6 protein-coding genes are annotated in these 19,222 nt (G+C 69.6%); 4 read left to right on the forward strand and 2 right to left on the reverse strand.

What is annotated here, in order from left to right; genetic code table 11:
* Positions 1–149: 149 nt before the first annotated feature.
* Entirely contained in the window at positions 150–8,909 is an 8,760-nt protein-coding gene (locus FKR81_RS26475; protein ID WP_186763185.1) for a non-ribosomal peptide synthetase, read from the reverse strand.
* Positions 8,906–10,795 (reverse strand): AMP-binding protein, encoded by a 1,890-nt coding sequence (locus FKR81_RS26480; protein WP_146355578.1) that lies wholly within the window; start codon positions 10,793–10,795, stop codon positions 8,906–8,908. Before FKR81_RS26480 ends, FKR81_RS26475 begins: the two co-directional genes overlap by 4 nt.
* Positions 10,796–10,971: 176 nt before the next feature.
* Between FKR81_RS26480 and FKR81_RS26485 the strand changes: the two genes are divergently transcribed.
* Genes FKR81_RS26485 through FKR81_RS26500 form a run of 4 tightly spaced genes read left to right on the forward strand, consistent with a single transcriptional unit; the run spans position 10,972 to position 19,207 of the window.
* Complete coding sequence (locus FKR81_RS26485) at positions 10,972–11,715, forward strand: thioesterase II family protein (RefSeq protein WP_222598408.1); 744 nt, start codon at positions 10,972–10,974, stop codon at positions 11,713–11,715.
* Positions 11,712–14,603: a condensation domain-containing protein gene (locus tag FKR81_RS26490; RefSeq protein ID WP_146355583.1), complete on the forward strand. Its 2,892-nt coding sequence runs from the start codon at positions 11,712–11,714 to the stop codon at positions 14,601–14,603. The genes FKR81_RS26485 and FKR81_RS26490 overlap by 4 nt, the downstream gene beginning before the upstream one ends.
* Before the next feature lie 19 nt (positions 14,604–14,622).
* Positions 14,623–14,826, forward strand: coding sequence for an MbtH family protein (locus FKR81_RS26495; protein WP_146355585.1), 204 nt, complete (start codon positions 14,623–14,625; stop codon positions 14,824–14,826).
* 25 nt (positions 14,827–14,851) lie between these two features.
* Entirely contained in the window at positions 14,852–19,207 is a 4,356-nt protein-coding gene (locus FKR81_RS26500; protein WP_146355587.1) for a non-ribosomal peptide synthetase, read from the forward strand.
* The last annotated feature ends 15 nt before the right edge of the window (positions 19,208–19,222 follow it).

Here is a 19,222-nt window from a genome sequence, read left to right on the forward strand (position 1 = left end):
ACCGACCGGCAACCACGCAGCCAGCAGAACCAGGACAACGAAAGCCGACAACCGGATCGGGACCACGGTGCCAAGCCACCCAAGAATTCGGTACGAGTGACGCCGACGAAGGAGGCATCACTCGTGGTCCGGGCGAAGCCCGGCAGCCTTCACCCCCGCACCCGCCGAAGCCGAGGAATCACCACAGGCGCCGAGACGGCCTCCGGAAGGTGAACAGCGAGCTCCGCAACAGTGGGCTGGTCGAACACGAGCCGCAGGTCCAACCGCACACCACAACGAGCAGCCACCCGAGACACCATCCGGCTGGCGAGCAACGAGTGCCCCCCGAGCGCGAAGAAGCTGTCGTGGACGCCGATGTCCGACCGCTCCAGCAACTCCGCCCAGATCTCCACGAGCAACTTCTCCGCAGCCGTGGACGGCGGCACGTGCGCGGCCGAAGCGACCGGCGAAGGCGAGGGCAGGGCGTTCCGGTCGACCTTCCCGTTGGGGGTCAACGGAAGGGCGTCCAGGACGACCACCTGCCCAGGCACGAGATGGCCGGGCAGCAACGTCCGCAACGCGTCGAGGGAGACCGCCCCCACCACGTACGCGACCAGCAGCTCGTCCCGCACCACGACCACCGCGTCGGAGACGGAAGGTTGCTGGCGCAGCACGGTTTCGACCTCGCCGAGCTCGATGCGATGCCCGCGGATCTTGACCTGGTTGTCGATGCGGCCGAGGTAATCGAGCTGGCCGTCCGGACGCCAGCGCACGAGGTCACCGGTGCGGTACAACCGCCCAGGTCCGAACGGGTTCGGCAGGTAACGGGACGCGGTCAGTGAAGCCCGGTTGTGGTAGCCGCGAGTGATGCCCAGACCGGCCAGGTACAGCTCGCCGACCGAGCCCAGCGGCACCGGGCGCAGAGCCGGGTCGAGGACGTACCCGCAAGTGCCGTCGACGGGCAGTCCGATGGGGGTGCGGTCGTCGTCGGGCGAAGTCACGGCGTGCGTGGAGTACGTCGTGTCCTCACTGGGGCCGTAGAGGTTGTGCAACACGGAGACGACCGGATGCGCGTACAGCGAGCGGACCAGCTCGGGCGACAGCGGCTCGCCGGCGAGGTTGATGGTCCGCGCGAGCGGCGGGATCGCATCCACGGCTAGCAACTCACGCGCAACCGACGGCACCGAGTTGATCAAAGTGATGTGCTGGAAGAGCTCCGGCGAGTGGATCAGGTCCAGGGCGTTGTTCGGGGCGAGCGTGACGGTGGCGCCGATCGAGAGCGGCGCGAAGATCTCGTACACCGAGAGGTCGAAGCAGATCGACGTGGCCGCAAGGGTTTCCGAGAACGCGCCCGCGGGGAAGACGCGCGTCGCCCACTCCAGCATGGCGGCGGTCTGCCGGTGTTCGATCATGACGCCCTTGGGCAGGCCTGTCGAACCCGAGGTGTAGATCGTGTACGCCAGGTCGTCCGGTTGGGCAAGAGCCACCGGACGCGACGAGTCGGAGGACAGCGCGAACGTGTCCTCGGTGAGGACGACCGGGGCGTTGGTGTCCGAAACGATGAACTCGACGCGTGAGTCTGGGTACGCCGGGTCGATCGGCACGTAGGCGGCGCCCGCCTTGAGGATGCCGAGGATCGAGACGATCAACCTGCTGGTGCGCGGCATGCGCACGCCGACCAGGTCGCCCGGTCCGATGCCGAGCGAACGCAGGTGGTGCGCGAGGCGGTTGGCCTGCGTGTCCAAAGCCTGATAGGTCAGGGTGGTGTCGATCGCCCGCAGGGCAACGGCATCCGGGGTGCGGTCGACCTGCGCCTCGACCAGCGAGTGCACGCACTGCAGCGGAACCGAAGCGGGGTGGCCGGTTTCGAGTGCGGCGAGCTGGGCGCGTTCGGCGGTGGCGCGGACGTCCAGCTCGGCGATCGTGATGTGCGGAGCGGAGACGAGCGCCTCCAGCACACCGGTCAGCCGCGACGCGAACAGCCGCATCGTGGACTGCTCGAACAGGTCCGTGTTGTAGACGAGCCGCCCTGTGACGGACTCGGGGCGTTCCTCGACCTGCAGGACGAGATCGAACTGGGTCGCCTGCTGCGGCACCGGGATCGGGCGGACGGTCAGGTCCGGCAGCCAGTACGCGGGCGGCGTGCTGTTGACCGCGAGCATGACCTGGAACAGCGGGCTGCGGCTCTGGTCGCGCGCGGGTTCCAGCTCGCGCACTAGGAGTTCGAACGGCACCTCGTTCAGGTGCAGATCGAGCACGGAGTTCTGGGTCGCCCGCAACGCCTCCTCGAGCGTGGTGTCCGGGGACGTCTTGACGTGCAAGGGAAGCGTGTTGACCAGCAGGCCGATCAGGCCGGTCGTGTCGGGGTGGTTGCGGCCGCTCGTCGGGGTGCCGATGGTGACGCTGTGCTGGCCGGTGAGCTTGGTCAGCAGGACGCTCAACGCCGTCGCGAGCACGGTGAACGTCGTGGTGCCCGGCATCGACGGGACCGGCAGGTCAAGCGGAACCGTGGCGCCGTGGTGCGTCTGGTGCGCGGGCCGCGGCCGATCGGTCGGCAGGTCGAGCGGCACGGCGCCGGCGAGGTGCGAGCGCCAGAAGTCCAGGTCGCCGTCCTCCTGTTGCCACGCGGCGAAGTCCGCGTACTGCACAGTCGCCTCAGCCGGACGCACGCCGTCGTAGTGCGCGGTGATCTCGCGCAGCAGCAGGTCGACCGACCAGCCGTCGGAGATCACGTGGTGCAGGCTGAGCAGCAGCACGTGCCGCTTCTTGTCGACGTGCACGAGCACCGCACGCATCAGCGGACCATCGGCGACGTCGAACGGGTGCGCGGACTCCGCCTCGACGACCGACTCCCAGTCCGGCGAGCTGACCTGCGACAGCAGCACGACCGGGTCCGGCGACACGACCTGGACGATCTCCTCGTCGACCTCGCGCAACGACGTGCGCAGCGCCTCATGGCGCAACGTGGTGGCGCGCAAGGCCTCCTGGAGGCGCTCGACGTCGAGCGGTCCGTCGATCTCCGCTGCGCCGGTGATGTGGTAGGCCAGGTTGGCCTGCGGATCGAGCTTGCACAGGAACCACAGACGCTGCTGCGCAGCAGACGCCGGCAGCACGAGCGTGCCGTCCTCGTCAGGCGTGCGGTCGAGCACCGGGATCGGGGCGAAGTCCTTGTTGACCGGCAGGTGCGCGGCCAGCGACGCCACCGTCGGGTGGTCGAAGATCAGCCGCAGCGGGACCGTCGTGTCGAGCGCGGTGGTGAGCCGGTGGGTGAGGCGGGTCGCGAGCAGCGAGTGGCCGCCGAGGTCGAAGAAGTTGTCGTGCATGCCGAACTCGGGGACCTCCAGCAGCTCGGCGAAGAGGTCGGCGACCAGCTTCTCCTCCGCGGAGGCAGGCAGTTCGAGCGGCACCGGCGCCGAGACGGCCGGCGCGGGCAACGCGTTGCGGTCGACCTTCCCGTTGGGGGTCAACGGAAGTGCATCGAGCATCACGACCTGGTTCGGCACGAGGTGGCCGGGCAGCTTGGCGCGCAACGCCTCCAGGTCGCACAGCCCGACGACGTACGCGACGAGCCGCTGTTCGCGCACGGCCACGACCGCGTCGGTCACGCGCTCCTGCAACCGCAGCGCGGTCTCGATCTCGCCGAGCTCGATGCGGTGGCCGCGGATCTTGACCTGGTTGTCGATGCGGCCGAGGTAGTCGAGCTGGCCGTCCGGGCGCCAGCGGACGAGGTCGCCGGTGCGGTACAACCTGCCTTCACCGAACGGGTTCGGCAGGTAGCGGGACGCGGTGAGACCAGGCCGGTTGTGGTAGCCGCGGGTGATGCCAAGACCGGACAGGTACAGCTCGCCGATCGAACCCAGCGGGACCGGACGCAGCGCGGCGTCCAGAACGTGCGTCTGCGTGCCGTCGACCGGCGTGCCGATCGGGGTGCGGTCGTGGCCGGGGTTGGTGACCGCGTGCGTCGAGTACGTGGTGTCCTCGCTGGGGCCGTACAGGTTGTTGACCGTGTGCACGTTCCGGTGCGCGTACAGGTCGCGCACCAGGGCAGGCGGCAGCGGTTCACCCGCGAGATTGATGGTGTGCGCGTGGCGCGGAATGGCGTCGGCGGCGAGCAGCTCGCGGGCGACCGACGGCACCGAGTTGATCAGCGTGATGTGCTGGTAGTGCTTGCGGTCGTGGATGAGGTCGAGCGCGTCGTTCGGTGCGAGCGTGACCGTGGCACCGGTGGTCAGCGGCGCGAAGATCTCGTACACGGACAGGTCGAAGCACACCGAGGTCGCGGCGAGCGTGTGCTCCATGACCTCGGCCGGGAACACGCGGCGAGCCCACTCCAGCATGGCCGCGGCCTGCCGGTGCTCGATCATCACGCCCTTGGGGAGTCCGGTCGAACCCGAGGTGTAGATCGTGTACGCCAGGTGCTCGGGACGTGCGACGTTCACCGGCTGAGCATCCACATCGGACAGTTCGAAGGTGTCCTCGGTGATGAGGCACGGAGCATTGGTGTCCGCGAGGATGAACTCGACGCGCTCGGCCGGATAGGCCGGGTCGATCGGCACGTACGCGGCGCCGATCTTGAGGATGCCGAGCATCGACACGATCAGCGCGCTGGTGCGGGGCAGGCACACGCCGACCAGTGCGCCCGGCTGGACGTCGAGGTCGATCAGGTGCTGGGCCAGCCGGTTCGCGCGCGTGTCCAGCTCGCGGTACGTCAGGGTGGTGTCGGACGCCCTCAGCGCGATCGCATCAGGTGTGCGTCGGGCCTGTGCCTCGAACAGCTCGTGGACGCACTGGTCCGGGAACTCGGCCGAGAAGCCGATGTCCCACCCGGTTTCCCGTTCGGCCGAGGTGCGGACGTCCAGCTCCGCGAGCGTGGTGTCCGGCCGCTCGGCGAGTGCCTCGACGACCAGTGCGAGGCGGTCTGCCAGGAGTTGCGCGGTGCCGGCCTCGAACAGGTCGGTGTTGTAGGTGAGGTGGCCGGTCACCGCACGCGGCGTCTGTTCGAGGTGCAGCGACAGGTCGAACTGCGTGCCCGCGGGCGGTTCGTCGAAGCGGGTGAAGCGCAGGCCGGAGATGTCCAGCTCCCGCGGCGGCTCGACGTTCAGCGCCAGCATGACCTGGAACAGCGGGCTGCGGCTCTGGTCGCGTTCCGGGCGCAGGTGGTTGACCAGCTGCTCGAACGGCGTGTCGCTGTGCCGGTGCGTCTCGTTCAGCTCGGCGTGCGTGTCCTTCAACGCTTGCGCGAGTGTCGTGTCCGGGGTCGTGGTGCGGCGCAACGGGAGGCTGTTGACCAGGAAGCCGATGACATCCTGGGTGTCCGGGTGCGTGCGGCCGGTCGTCGGGATGCCGATCGTCACGTCGTGCTGGCCGGACAGCTCGGCGAGCAGCACCGTCAACGCGGTCGTGACGACCGTGAACGCCGTGGTGTCCGTGCTCCTGGCCAGCCGTTCGATCGTGTTGGCGGGCAACGTGATCGGGACGGCCGCGCCGTTGTGCGTCTGCCGGGCCGGTCGGGGGCGGTCGGTCGGCAGGTCGAGCGGAGCGGCGTTGCTGAGCTTGTTCGCCCAGTGTTCCAGCTCGGCGTCGACGGTCGGGGTGTTGCGCTGCCACGTGGCGAAGTCGCCGTACTGGAGGGGCTCCTGGAGCGCGTCGCCGCGGTAGAGGTCGGCGATCTCCTTGAGCAGCACCGTCAACGACCAGCCATCGGCGATCGCGTGGTGCAGTGACAGGTGCAGCTCGTGCGCGTCGCCGGTGCGCAGGACGTCCGCGCGGAAGAGGCTCGCGCTCGGCGTCCACTGTGGATGGACGGTTTGCACGACCTCGCCGTCGACCACGTGCAGCGTGGTGCGCAACGACTCGTGACGCTGGGCGACCTGGCGGATGGCGTCGTTCAGCTTCGCGACGTCCAGGTCGCCTTCGATGCGCGCGCCGCCGGTGATCTGGTACGCGCGGTCCGCCTGCGGGTCGAGCTGGCAGAGGAACCACAGGCGCTGCTGGCCGGCCGACGCGGGCAGGGTGATGGTGCCGTCCGGGTTCTCCTCGCGCACCACGCGGGGAATCGGCGTGAAGTTGCTGGTCTCCGGCAGGTTCGCGGCCAGCGACGCGACGGTCGGGTGGTCGAAGATCAGCCGCAGCGGAACCGTTGTGCCGAGCGCGGTCGTGAGCCGGTGGGTGAGCCGGGTCGCGAGCAGCGAGTGGCCGCCGATGTTGAAGAAGTTGTCGTGCACGCCGACCGGCCGGTCGAGCAGCTCCTCCCACAGATCCGCGACCAGCTGTTCGGTCAGGTCGCGCGGCGCTTCCCCGGCCTCGAACGTCGGAGCGGGCAGCGCCTTGCGGTCGACCTTGCCGTTCGGGGTCAACGGAAGCTCGTCGAGCGTGACGACGTGCGTCGGGACCATGTAGTCCGGCAGGCTCGTGCGCAGCTCGTCGAGGTCCACCTCGCCGACGACGTACGCGACCAGGCGGTCCTGGTGCACGGCGACCGCCGCGTCGGTGACGCCCTGCCTGCGCAGGACGGTCTCGATCTCGCCCAGCTCGATGCGGTGGCCGCGGATCTTGACCTGGTTGTCGATGCGGCCGAGGTAGTCGAGCTGGCCGTCCGGGCGCCACCGCACGAGGTCGCCGGTGCGGTACAGACGCCCGGTGCCGAACGGATTCGGCAGGTAGCGCTCGGCGGTCAGCGCCGGCCGGTCGTGGTAGCCGCGGGTGATCCCGTTGCCGGACAGGTACAGCTCGCCGACCGAACCCAGCGGCACCGGCCGGAGTTCGGCGTCCAGGACGTGTGCTTCGGTGCCGTCGATCGGACGGCCGATGGGCGTGCGGCGGTGGGCCGGATCGGTGACCGCGAGGGTGGAGTAGGTGGTGTCCTCGCTGGGCCCGTACAGGTTGTTGACGGTGTCGACCACCGGGTGCGCGTGCAGCTCGCGGACCAGTTCGGGGGACAGTGGCTCACCCGCGAGGTTGATCGTGTGCGCGTGTGGCGGGATGGCGTCGGCGGCCAGCAGCTCGCGGCCGACGGACGGCACGGTGTCGACGAGCGTGATGTGCTCGAACAGCTCCGGCGAGTGGATCAGGTCCAGCGCGTCGTTGGGGGCGAGCGTCACCGCGGCGCCGATCGAGAGCGGCGCGAAGATCTCGTACACCGAGAGGTCGAAGCAGATCGACGTGGCCGCCAGCGTTTCCGCCAGCACCTCGGGCGGGTAGACGCGCGTCGCCCACGCCAGCATCGCGGTGGTCTGGCGGTGCTCGATCATCACGCCCTTGGGCAGTCCCGTGGAGCCCGAGGTGTAGATCGTGTACGCCAGGTCGTCTGGCCGGACGTCTCGTGTCGGCCTGGATCCGTTGGCCGACAACGCGAAGGTGTCGTCGGTGATGACGACCGGTGCGTTGGTGTCCTCGCGGATGAACTCGACGCGTTCGGCCGGGTAGGCGGGGTCGATCGGTACGTAAGCCGCGCCCGCCTTGAGGATGCCGAGGATCGAGACGATCAGCTTGCTCGTGCGCGGCAGGCACACGCCGACCAGGTCACCGGGCTGGATTCCTCGTTCGATCAGGTGGTTGGCCAGTCGGTTGGCCTGGATGTCGAGCTCGCGGTAGGTGAGGGTCGCGTCCTTCGCCCTGAGCGCGATGGCGTCCGGGGTGCGGTCGGCCTGTGCCTCGACCAGCTCGTGCACGCACTGCCTCGGTTCCGGTGCCGCGTAGCCGGATTCGAGCTCGGCCAGGCGGGTGCGCTCGGCGTCCGGACGGATGTCCAGGTCGGTGAGTGCGGTGTCCGGGTCGGCGATGAGCCTGGTCAGCGTGGTGGTGAACCGGTCGGCCAGCAGTTGGGCCGTCGACGGTGCGAAGAGGTCGGTGTCGTAGCCGAGGAAACCCGTGAGGCCGTCCGGGGTGAGCCACAGGTACAGCTCGACGTCGTACTGGATCGCGGCCGGGGCCATGAGCAGCGGGCGCACCGGCAGGCCGTCCATGCTGAACTCGGGCAGGCCGTCCTGGAGCACGCACATCACCTGGAACTGCGCGTCGGCCAGCTTCTCCAGCGGTACATGCCCGTGGCCGTACGCGGTGAGGCACGTCTCGCGGACCTGCTGGATCAGGTCGCGGCCGGTGCGGGCGTCCGCGCTGTTGGTGCGCAGCGCGAGCATGTTGACCAGCGGGCCGATCGCGCGGGGCGCGCGGTGTCGTTCCGCGGTCGCGGTGGGGGAGCCGATCGCGATGTCGTGCTGTCCCGAGACCTTCGCGACGGTGTGGTGCAGTGCGCTCAGCAGCACCATGAACGGCGTGGCGCGCTCCTGTTCCGCCACCTCGCGGAGGCCCCGGATCTCGGCGCTGATCGGGACGTGGCCCGAGCGGAACGCCTTGCGGGCCGGCCTCGGCAGGTCGGTGGGCAGTGCGAGTGGTGCCAGGCCGGCGAGCTTGTCGTTCCAGTGCGCGAGGTCCTGCTCGGTGACCTCGGTGATGCTCGCGGGTACCGGTTGGGCGGGCGGGAGCGCGTCGCCGTTGTACACAGTGGACAGTTCGGCGAGGAAGACGCCGAGCGACCAGCCGTCGGAGACCAGGTGGTGCGCGATGATCTGGATGATCGTCTCGTCCGGGGTCTGCCAAGCGTTTGCGCGCCAGAGCGGACCGGTCAGATCCAGGGGCTCTTTCGCGTGGTCACGGGCTTCCTGCAGCGCGGTGTCGCGGTGGTCGGCCGCGGACACGTGGAGATCGGTGCTGGCCAGCAACGCGTGCCGGGACGCGACCTCGGCCAGTGCGGCGCGCAGGCGTGCCACATCGAGGTTTCCCGGTACCGACGCCACGAACGACAGGACGTTCACGGCCGTGCCGGGGTGGATCTCCTCGAACAGTCGCAGCCCCTCCTGCGCGGGAAGCGTCGTCGCGGCGGCGTGAGTCCGGGTGCGCCAGCGGCTGACGAGGTCGCGTCCGAGACTCACCGGACGCTCCCGGCGAGGTCGGTGATCCGGTCGATCACGTGCGCGCTGTCGGCACCCCACAACGCCAGTAGCCGAGCGGTCAGCTCACGTGGTGTCTGCGCGTCGAGCACGACGTCGATCGGCACGGGCAGGGCGAGCGCGTCCTCGGTGACCGCCGCGATCTCGGCGGCGCGGATCGAGTCGCCGCCGATGCTGCTCAACGCCTGCGTCGGCGCGCACGCCGCCACCTCGCACACCGCGGCGAAGACGCTCGACAGCAGCTCCTCGAGCGGTTCGGTGGCGACGGCGGTCGCAGAGGACGCGGCGACGACCGTGCCGCCCAGTTCGCCTGCCGCGTAACGGGTTCTGGCCAGGCTGCGCTGGATCTTGCCGCTGGTCGTGCGCGGGATCGTGCCCGGCAGGCACAGCACGACGGTGTCGACGCGCGCGCCGGTCGACGACAGCACCTCGGCGCGCACGTCGACCGCCAGCTCACCGAGGTCGACGTCGGTGCGCTTGGCCAGTTCGACGGCCAGCACCAGTTCCTCGTCGTCGATCGTGAACGCGGCCGCGGTCGGGCGGAGCAGCGGGTTGTCCAGCACCGCGGCCGCCTCGATGTCGTGCGCGTGGTGGTTGACGCCGTTCTGGATCAGGACGTCCTTGCTGCGGCCGGTGACGAACAGGTGGCCGTCGCGCAGGTAGCCGAGGTCGCCGGTGCGCAGGTAGCGGCGGCCGTCGATGTCGCCGAACAGCTCGCTCTCCGGCTGGCCGGTGTCGTTGAGGTAGCCGCGGCTGATGCTCGGGCCGCGCACCCAGATCTCGCCTTCGCCGTCGGTGACCTCACCGTCGTCGACGATCTTCAGGTCGTGGCGGTCGATCACCGGGCCGCAGTCCACGCGTCCATCCGCGTCCACGCAGTCGTCGTCGAGATGACGTCCGGTGACGATCAACGTCGCTTCGGCGAGCCCGTAGCACGGGAGGAACGCCTCGGAGCGGAAACCGTTGGCGGCGAAGCGATCCGCGAACACCTTCAGGGTGCGCATGCGGATCGGCTCGGCTCCGTTGAACGCGAGCCGCCAGCGGCTCAGGTCCAGCTCGGACAGGTCCTTGCCCGCGGCGCGCCGCACGCACAGGTCGTAGCCGAAGTTCGGGGCGCCGGTGTGCGTGACGCGCTGCTCGCTGATCTGCCGGAGCCATTCGAGCGGGTTCTTGAGGAAGTGGATCGGCGACATCAGACGCACCGGGAAACCGCCGTGAACGGGCGTCAGAATGAACCCGATGAGGCCCATGTCGTGATATGGCGGAAGCCAGGAAATCGCGCGCGTGTCCGTGTCCAGTTTGAAGACGTCACTGATCGCGCGCATATTCGCCATCAGATTTCCGTGCGTCAGCATGACGCCTTTCGGCTGATTCGTGCTGCCCGAGGTGTACTGGACGAGCGCGAGGTCCTCCGGCGACGGCAGCCGGCTCCACTCGCGGTCGATCGGCGTGTCCGGGTCGATCGTGACGACCGGCGGCAGGCCCTCCGGCGCGCCGGACGAGGTGAGCATCGAGAGCACGAACGGGTCCGCGAGCAGCGTGGTCGCCTGCGAGTCGGCGAGCACTCGCGCGAACCGCTGCTTGATCCGGTCGGCTGCTCCGAACAGCGGCGGATACGTCGGTACGGCCGGTACACCTGCGAGGAAGCAGCCGTACACGGCGACGACGAAGTCCAGGCCGGGCGGGTAGAGCAGCAGCGCGGGCCCGGTGGAGTGCAGCTGCTGCGCGACCTGGGTCGCGCGGTCCAGGAGCTCCCGGTACGTCAGCGTGTCGACCCGGCCGTCGTCGTGCAGGTACTCGAACGCGAGCCGGTCTCCGTCGGCAGCGACGTGGTCGAGCAGGACATGCGCCAAGGTGCGTCCGGGCATCGGCGATACTCCATTTCTCCTGACCGCTTGTGCTGAATGTAAAGAGGGCCCCTCTCGGGTCGTTCTCACGTCCCTACCTGCGATCTCTCACCTTTCTACAGCCGCCTTGACTTGCCCATGGGGTGCGCTGGCACATTGATTGAGCCCGCCGACGGAAATCCATTTGGGAGGTGCGCGTGGCCAGTTGGCTGACGTCTTTCGCCGACGTGTCCGATCCTGCGTGCGAACTGGTGTGCTTCCCCCACGCGGGCGGCGGGAGCTCGGTCTTCCAGACCTGGCACCAGCACACCGACTCGCTGCGCGTCTCCGCGGTTCGCCTGCCCGGCAGGGAGTCCCGGCTGCGCGAACCGGCGATCGCGGACCTCGGCGATCTCGTCGACGCGCTGGTCGTCGGACTGGGCAAGGTCTTCTCGAAGCCGTACGCCTTCTACGGGCACAGCATGGGTGCGTTGGTGGCGTACGAGCTGTGTCGGAAGCTGCGCGCGCTGGGACTTCCGCTGCCTCAAGGGCTTTTCGTCGCAGGCATGGACGCGCCGCAGCAGCTCGACCTCGACCGCGCGCACGACCTCCCGCGCGACGAGCTCGTGGCGTGGCTGATCGGCGTCAACGGACTCGACCCCGAGGTGCTGGAGTACCCGGCGCTGATCGACCTGATGCTGCCGACGATCCGCGCCGACCTCGCGGTCGTCGAGGACTACCACCACGTGCAACAGCCGCCGCTGCCCGTGCCGATCCACGTCCTGCGCGGGCGCGGTGACGTGCAGGTGACCGTGTCGGGTAGTTCGGGCTGGGCCGCACTCACCTCCGAGGGTTGCCGCGTCACGGACTTCGACGGTGACCACTTCTTCGTAGAGCACAACGAGCAGCGCATCGTCTCGCTGATCGAAGCCGACCTCGTCGCGGAAAGGGCCGAACGATGAGCAGTTCGTCCTATGTGGGCGGTGTGAGTGGCGGGCCTGCCCGCGACTACAGCGACTTCTTCGTTCTGCCCGCGGCGTCGTCGCAACGACAGCTGTGGTTCCTCTGCCAGCTCGACGCTTCCTCCAACGCCGCGTACAACGTGGTGAGCGCGGTGTCCTTGGCCGGTCGCCTCAACCACGTGCTGCTGCAGCGCGCGTTGAACGAGGTCGTGGCGCGGCACGAGAGCCTGCGCACCGGCATCGGCCTGGTCGACGGCGAGCCGCGCCAGGTCGTGATCCCGGAGACGCTGGTGTCGCTGCCGGTCGTCGAGGGCGACGTGCAGTCGCTGGCCGCCGAGCAGGCCGCGATCCCGTTCTCACTGGACGAGCCGCCGCTGCTGCGCGTGGTGCTGGTGCGGGAGTCCGCCGAGCTGCACACGTTGATCGTGGTGATCCACCACATCGCCTGCGACGGCTGGTCGACCGAGATCTTCTACCGCGACCTCGCGATGGCCTACGGACGGTTGGCGTCCGGTGACCTGACGCCGCTGGACGAGCTGCCCATCCAGTACGCGGATTACGTGGCGTGGCAACAGGAGACGCTGTCCGGTGAGCCGATGCGCGACCTGGTGACGCACTGGCGGTCCGCGCTCTCCGGTGTCACCCCGCTGAACCTGCCCGTCGACCGGCCGCGGGACACCGCGCGGCGGATGACCGGCGGGCGGCTGTCGCTGCCGTTGCCCGACGTCGCGTCGGTCGACCTTGTCGCCTCCTGCTGGGGTGCCACCCGGTTCATGGTGCTGCTGGCCGCCTTCAAGGTGGCGCTGGCCCGTGTCACCGGGCAGGCCGACGTCGCGGTGGGGACGCCGGTCGCCGGGCGGCACCACCCCGACTCCGAAGAGCTGATCGGGTTCTTCGCCAACACGCTGGTGCTGCGGACCCGGTTGCCGCTGGAGGAGTCGTTCGGCGCCGCGGTCGTGGCGGTGCGGGACACCTGCCTGGCGGCGTTCCAGCACCAGCAGATGCCGTTCGACCGGCTGGTCGAGGAGATGCGGTTGCCCCGCATGCTGGACCGGAACCCGTTGTTCGACGTCATGTTCTCGATGCAGGAGCAGCCGGCCGTCACGCTCGAGCTGCCTTCGCTGACCATGGCACCGGTCTCGCTGTCCTCGACGTCCGCCAAGTTCGATCTCTGGCTGACCGTCGTGCCCGCCGCCGTGGGTGTGGAGCTGCGGCTCGACTACGACGCCGACCTCTACGACTCGGCTACCGCGCAAGCGGTTCTGGCTGTCTACCGGGCCGTGCTGGACGAGGTGTGCCGCGACCCGGAGGTCGTGTCCGGGTCTCTGCCGGTGGCGAGCGAGGACGACCTGGCCCAGGTGTCGTACTGGGCGGAGGGGGCTTCGCTTCCGGTGCCCGACGGCACGGTTCTCGACCTCGTGGCGAACGAGGAGCTGCGGGCCCGTGCCGCCGAACTGGCCGAGCGGCTGCGTGAGGAAGGCGTCGGCGGACACGTGGTGTCGACGCCACCGGTCGCCTCCGCCGACCTGGTCGTGATCGCACTGGCGGTGTTCGAGGTCGGCGGGCAGTTCGCGTACGGCTCGCGGCACACGCGGGACGGGGCGTTCGTGAAGGCGTCCGGTGCCGACTGGGTGATCACCACCGGTCCCCGCTTCGACCCGGCGGACGCCACGACGCCACGCTCGGAAGACGTTGCGTGGCAGGGCTTCTCACACCGGGACCTGGTCACCGCGGTCACCGTGATGAGGAATCGGCTCGCGGCAGGCGACGTGGTCCTGCTGGCGGGCGACCCGCCCCACCTCGCCGACCTGTTCCTCTCCGAGCAGGTGACCATCGGCGACACCGGATCGCTGATCATCGGCCGGGCGCCGGCCTGGCGGCGGCTGCTCACCGACGGCTGGACCCCACCGCCCGGCGCCCGGTTGCTGTGCCGCGGCGAGGTGATCGCCGACGACCTGGTGGACATGCTCCGCCGCACCGGCGCCGAAGTGCTGGTGGCGCACGAGAACCCGGTGTCGGCCATCCCGATCGGCCTCGCGGCGGACGGGCTCGGCACCCCGCTGCCCAACACCACGAGGGCCCTCCTGGACCTCACCGGCGCACCCGCCCCGATCGGCACGGTCGGCGAGCTGCACCTCAACGGCGCGGCGACCGGCCAGCGCTACCGCTACACCCGCACCGGAGACCTGCACTTCGTCGGCTACACGGACAACCGCATCGTGGCGGGCGACCACCAGGTCGACCCGGCCAAGGTCGAGGCGGTGCTCGAATCCACCGAGGGCGTCCGGGCGGCGGCGGTGGTGGCGGGACACGTCGGCACCGAGACGAGGCTGGTCGGCTGGCTGGTGCTGGACGGCGCGAAAGCCGCGGCCTCCCCGCGTGAGCAGGACGAGTTCGTCGCCACGACCAAGGCGAAGGCGAACGCCACGCTGCAGCCGCACGAGGTGCCGGTGGCGTTCGGCATCCTCCCCGAGCTCCCGCGACTCACCGACGGCACCGTCGACCGCGCGGCCATCGCCGCACTCCCCGGTCAGGCGCTGCTGGGCGCGGTCGACGACACCCCGCCGCGCAACAAGACCGAGCGGGTGGTCGTCGCGATCTTCAAGGACACGTTGCCGGTGCAGGAGTTCGGCGTCCACGCGGACTTCTTCGCGCTGGGCGGGCACTCGATGCTCGCGGCCAAGGTCATCGGGCGGGTGCGCGACCAACTCGGCGTGCTCGTGCCGATCAGGGACTTCTTCAAGCGTTCGACGGCGGCCGGGCTCGCGGAAGCCGTTGCGGCGCTGGAGAAGGAGAAGGGACCGAAGGACAAGGGCGATGCGTTGCGCGGCCAGCTCCAAGGCATGACCGACAAGGAGATCGAGCAGCTTCTACGGCAGCTCGGCTGAACGAAGGAGAACCACTCAGATGGGCATCGACGACGCCGACACGATCTTCCAGGTCGTGGTCAACGAGCAGGACCAGTACTCGATCTGGTTCGCCGACCGCGCACTGCCCGCCGGCTGGACCGCAGACGGCACCACCGGCACGAAGCAGGAGTGCCTGCAGCACATCGACACAGTCTGGACCGACATGCGACCCCGTTCCGTCCGCGAGCGCGTCAGCAGCTGACCCGACCAACGAACAGGAGTTCACGATGAGCCAGCAGCACGAGCTGGAGTCCATGACGCCGGAGGAGAAGCGCGCGCTGCTCGCCCAGCTCCTGGATGGTTCGGCCGAAGCGACCCCGAGCAACCTCTCACTGGAGCAGCGCAGGCTGTGGATGCTCCTCCAGCTCGACGAGACCAAGCCGTGGCAGGTCAGCATCGCCGTCCGACTCGACGGTGAGATCAGCCAGGCCGCCATGCAGCAGGCACTCACCTCGGTGGTGCAGCGCCACGAGGTGCTGCGCGCGACGTTCCGGGAGGTCGACGGGCACCCGCTCGCGACGACCGTCCCCGCGGTGGCGCTCCGGCTGCCGGTGATCGAGACCGACGACCTGGAGAAGGTCGTCGCGAACGAGACCCGCACGCGGTTCGACCTCGCCAAGGGCCCGCTGGTGCGCGCCTCGCTGCTGCGCCGGACCGGCGACCACGTGCTCGTTCTGACGCTGCACCAGATGGTCGCCGACCGCCGGTCCGCGAAGCTGCTCGCGGACGAGGTGCTCACCAAGTACACCGAGCTCGTCGACGGCACCGCGCAGGACGTGCTCGCCACGCCGGTCGACTTCCACTCGCTCGTCACCGCGCAGCGCGACTGGGTCAACAGCGACGACGCCACCAAGGACGTCGACTACTGGCGCGACCAGCTCGCCGCGATCCAGGCGTTGGAGCTGCCGACCGACCGGCCGCGCCCGCCGCTGAAGACCATCCACGGCAGCTCGATCACCGTGCCGGTACCGGAGAAGCTCGCCGGGTGCGGCAGCGAGGTGCTGCTGTCCGCCTACGTCGCCGTGCTGGCGCGCTACTCGCAGCAGCGCGACTTCGCCGTCGGCGTGCCGGTGGCCGCGTCGTGGCACGAGGACGGCGCGAACCTGGTGGGACCGCTGGAGAACATGGTCCCGCTGCGCATCGAGGTGAGCGAGTCCGAGACCCTCGAGCGGCTCGCCGCGCAGGTCGGCGCGATCCACGCCGAGGCGCTGACGCACTCCCGCCTCTCGTTCGACCGGATCGTCGAGGCCGCCCAGCCGCAGCGCGACCTCAGCCGCACACCGCTGTTCCAGACGTTCTTCGCGTACGACGAGGAGGCGGGCTCGCACCAGGCGCTCGACCTGCCCACCACGTGGACGCCGCACGACATCGACCTGTACGCGGTCCGCCGCGACACCGGGCTGACGCTGCGCGCGCAGTACAACACCGACCTGTTCGACCAGGCCACGATCGAACGCTTCCTCGGTCACGTCCTGCTGCTGCTGGACGAGGCCGTCGCGAGCCCGGCCAAGCCGCTCGCCGAGATCCCGCTGCTCACCGACGCCGAGCACGACCAGGTCGTCGTCGCGTGGAACGCCACGTACGCCGAGCACGACCGGTCCGCGACGCTGCACGAGCTGGTGGAGAAGGCGGCGGCCAACAACCCGAGCGGCATCGCGGTCGCGGCGGGCGACACCGAGCTGACCTACGCGCAGCTGGACGGCCGGGCCAACGCGCTCGCCGCCGAGCTCGTGTCCCGTGGCGTCAGCACCGAGTCGCGCGTCGGCGTGCTGGTCGACCGGACCGTGCACTCCGTCGTCGGCCTGCTGGCCGTGCTCAAGGCCGGTGGCGCCTACGTGCCGCTGGACCCGTCGTACCCGGCGGACCGCCTGGCGTTCATCGTGAACGACGCGCAGATCGAGATCTTCGTCGGCCTGCGCGGCGCGGTGGACGTGCTGCCCAAGGAGGTCGCGGGCACCGACCGCATCACCATCCCCACCACGGACGTCACGGCCGACAAGCCCGAGTCCTCTGTGGACACCGGCGACCTCGCGTACGTCATCTACACCTCCGGTTCCACCGGGCGTCCCAAGGGTGTCGCGGTCGAGCACCGCTCGATCGTGCAGTCGACCGCGGCCCGCAGCTCGCTGGAGGGCTCCGGCCTGCCGGAGCGCTACCTCGTGCTCGCGCCGCTCACGTTCGACGCGGCGGGCGGTGGCCTCTACTGGACGCTCAGCCGCGGCGGCACAGTGGTGTTCCCGACCGACTCCGAGGTGCTCGACCCGCGGCTGCTCGGCAGGCTCATCCGCACCCGCGAACTGACCCACGTGGACGGTGTGCCGTCGCAGTACGCGGTACTGCTGGAGACCGACCTCGAGGCGCGCGACTCGGTGCGCACCACGGTCGTCGCCGGTGAGGCGCTGCCGCCGAAGCTGGTCGCGGACCACTACCGCGTCTCGCCGGACAACGCGCTGTACAACGAGTACGGCCCCACCGAGGCCTCGGTCTGGGCGACCGTGCACCCCGTCCAGCCGTCCGACGCGGACCTGCCGCGCGTGCCGATCGGCCGCCCGGTGCCGAACGCGAAGATCTACCTGCTGGACAAGCGGTACAACCCGGTGCCCGCAGGCGTGCCCGGTGAGATCTACATCGGCGGCGACGGCGTGGCCCGCGGCTACGTCAACCGGCCGGCGATGACGGCGGAGCGCTTCCTGCCCAACCCGTTCGGCGCCGGTCGCCTGTACCGCACCGGCGACCTCGCCCGGTACCAGGCGGACGGCACGATCGAGTTCCTCGGCCGCGCGGACACCCAGGTCAAGATCCGCGGCTTCCGCATCGAGCTGTCCGAGATCGAGAACGTCGTGCTGCGCCACCCGCTCGTGGCGGAGGCCGTCGTCACGGTCCGCGAGGACCAGCCCGGTGTGCCGCGTCTCGTGGCGTACGTCGTGCCGGTGATCGGCCGCGTCCTCACCCAGGAGACGCTGATCAACCACGTCATCGGCCAGGTGCCGGACTACATGGTGCCCAGCAACTTCGTGACGCTCGAGAAGATGCCGCTCACCCGGCACGGCAAGATCGACACCAACGCGCTGCCCGCACCGCAGCAGATCCTCGCGAGCGGGTTCGTCGAGCCGGCCAACGAGCTGGAAGCCGGCATCGCGGAGACCTTCGCGTCGGTGCTGGGACTCCAGCACATCAGCGCGACGGCCGACTTCTTCTCCCTGGGCGGCAACTCGTTGCTGGTCGCGCGACTCGCCTCGCAGCTCTCCCGCGAGAACGACATCGAGCTGCCGATCGACGAGGTGTTCCGCGTCCCCACCGTGCAGGGCATCGCGCGGGTCGTCGAGACCCACCAGCGCGAGCGCAGCGACGTCGACAGCGCCGCGCTGTACACGCAGCAGGTCGCCGAGCTGGTCGCCGACGTGAAGCTCGACCCGAGCATCAAGCCGGACGGCCTGCCGAAGGCGAACTGGTTCTCCCCGAAGCACATCCTCGTCACCGGAGCCACCGGCTACCTGGGCGTGTTCATCGCGGTCGAGCTGGTCAACCGCACTGACGCGACGATCCACTGCCTCGTCCGCGGCGAGAGCCCCGACGCGGCGTGGGACCGGCTCGAGGAGACCATGCGCAAGTACCGCGCGTGGGACGAGTCGTACCGCGACCGCATCAAGGTCGTCACCGGTGACCTCGCCAAGCCGTACCTGGGTCTGCCGAAGGAGGAGTTCGACCGCTACTGCGAGCTCTTCGACTCGGTCTACCACTCCGGCGCGATCGTCAACTTCACCTACCCGTACGAGGCGATGAAGGCGGCGAACGTCCTCGGCACCGAGGAGCTGCTCAGGCTCTGCACCAAGAAGACCCTCAAGGCGTTCCACCTGGTGTCCAGTGTGGACGTCTTCATGGGCACCGGCGCGGAGCGGCCGTTCACCGAGGAAGACCTCGGCATGAAGCCGGTCAAGATCCCGACGGGCTACCCGCGCACCAAGTGGGTCGCCGAGCACATCACGGTCATCGCCCGCGACCGCGGCATCCCGGTGACGATCCAGCGTCCGTGGATGATCACCGGTCACACCAAGACCGGTGCGTCGCACGACACCGACTACCTCTACGTCTACCTCAGGGGCTTCCTGGACCTCGGTGTCCTCCCGCTCTACAACGACGTGATCAACGCGGTGCCGGTCGACTACACCGCCGAGGCGATCGTCTACACGTCGCTGCGCGAGGAGAACCTGGGCAAGAACTTCAACATCACCAACCAGGAACCGACCACGATGACGCAGTGCTACCAGTGGCTGCGCACGTTCGGGTACGACCTCAACGTCGTCGACGAGGCAGAGGCCCGCAGGCAGGCGCTCGAGGTGGAAGAGGACCACATCCTCTACCCGCTGACCCCGTTGCTGCGCGTCGCGTCCATGAGGCACGCCGCGCTCGACCCCGACCTGCAGAAGGCGGTCGACCCCATGGACGAGTGCCGCGTCCTCACCGAGGCGCTCGAAGGATCGGGCATCTCCTGCCCGCCGGTCAACGAGCAGTGGGCGCACTCCTGCTTCCAGTTCCTCGTGGACAACGGATATCTGCCCGCGCCGCAGGACGTGGTGCGGTAACAGCAAGGAAGGCAG

Source organism: Lentzea tibetensis, assembly GCF_007845675.1.
In the GTDB taxonomy this organism is placed as follows: domain Bacteria; phylum Actinomycetota; class Actinomycetes; order Mycobacteriales; family Pseudonocardiaceae; genus Lentzea; species Lentzea tibetensis.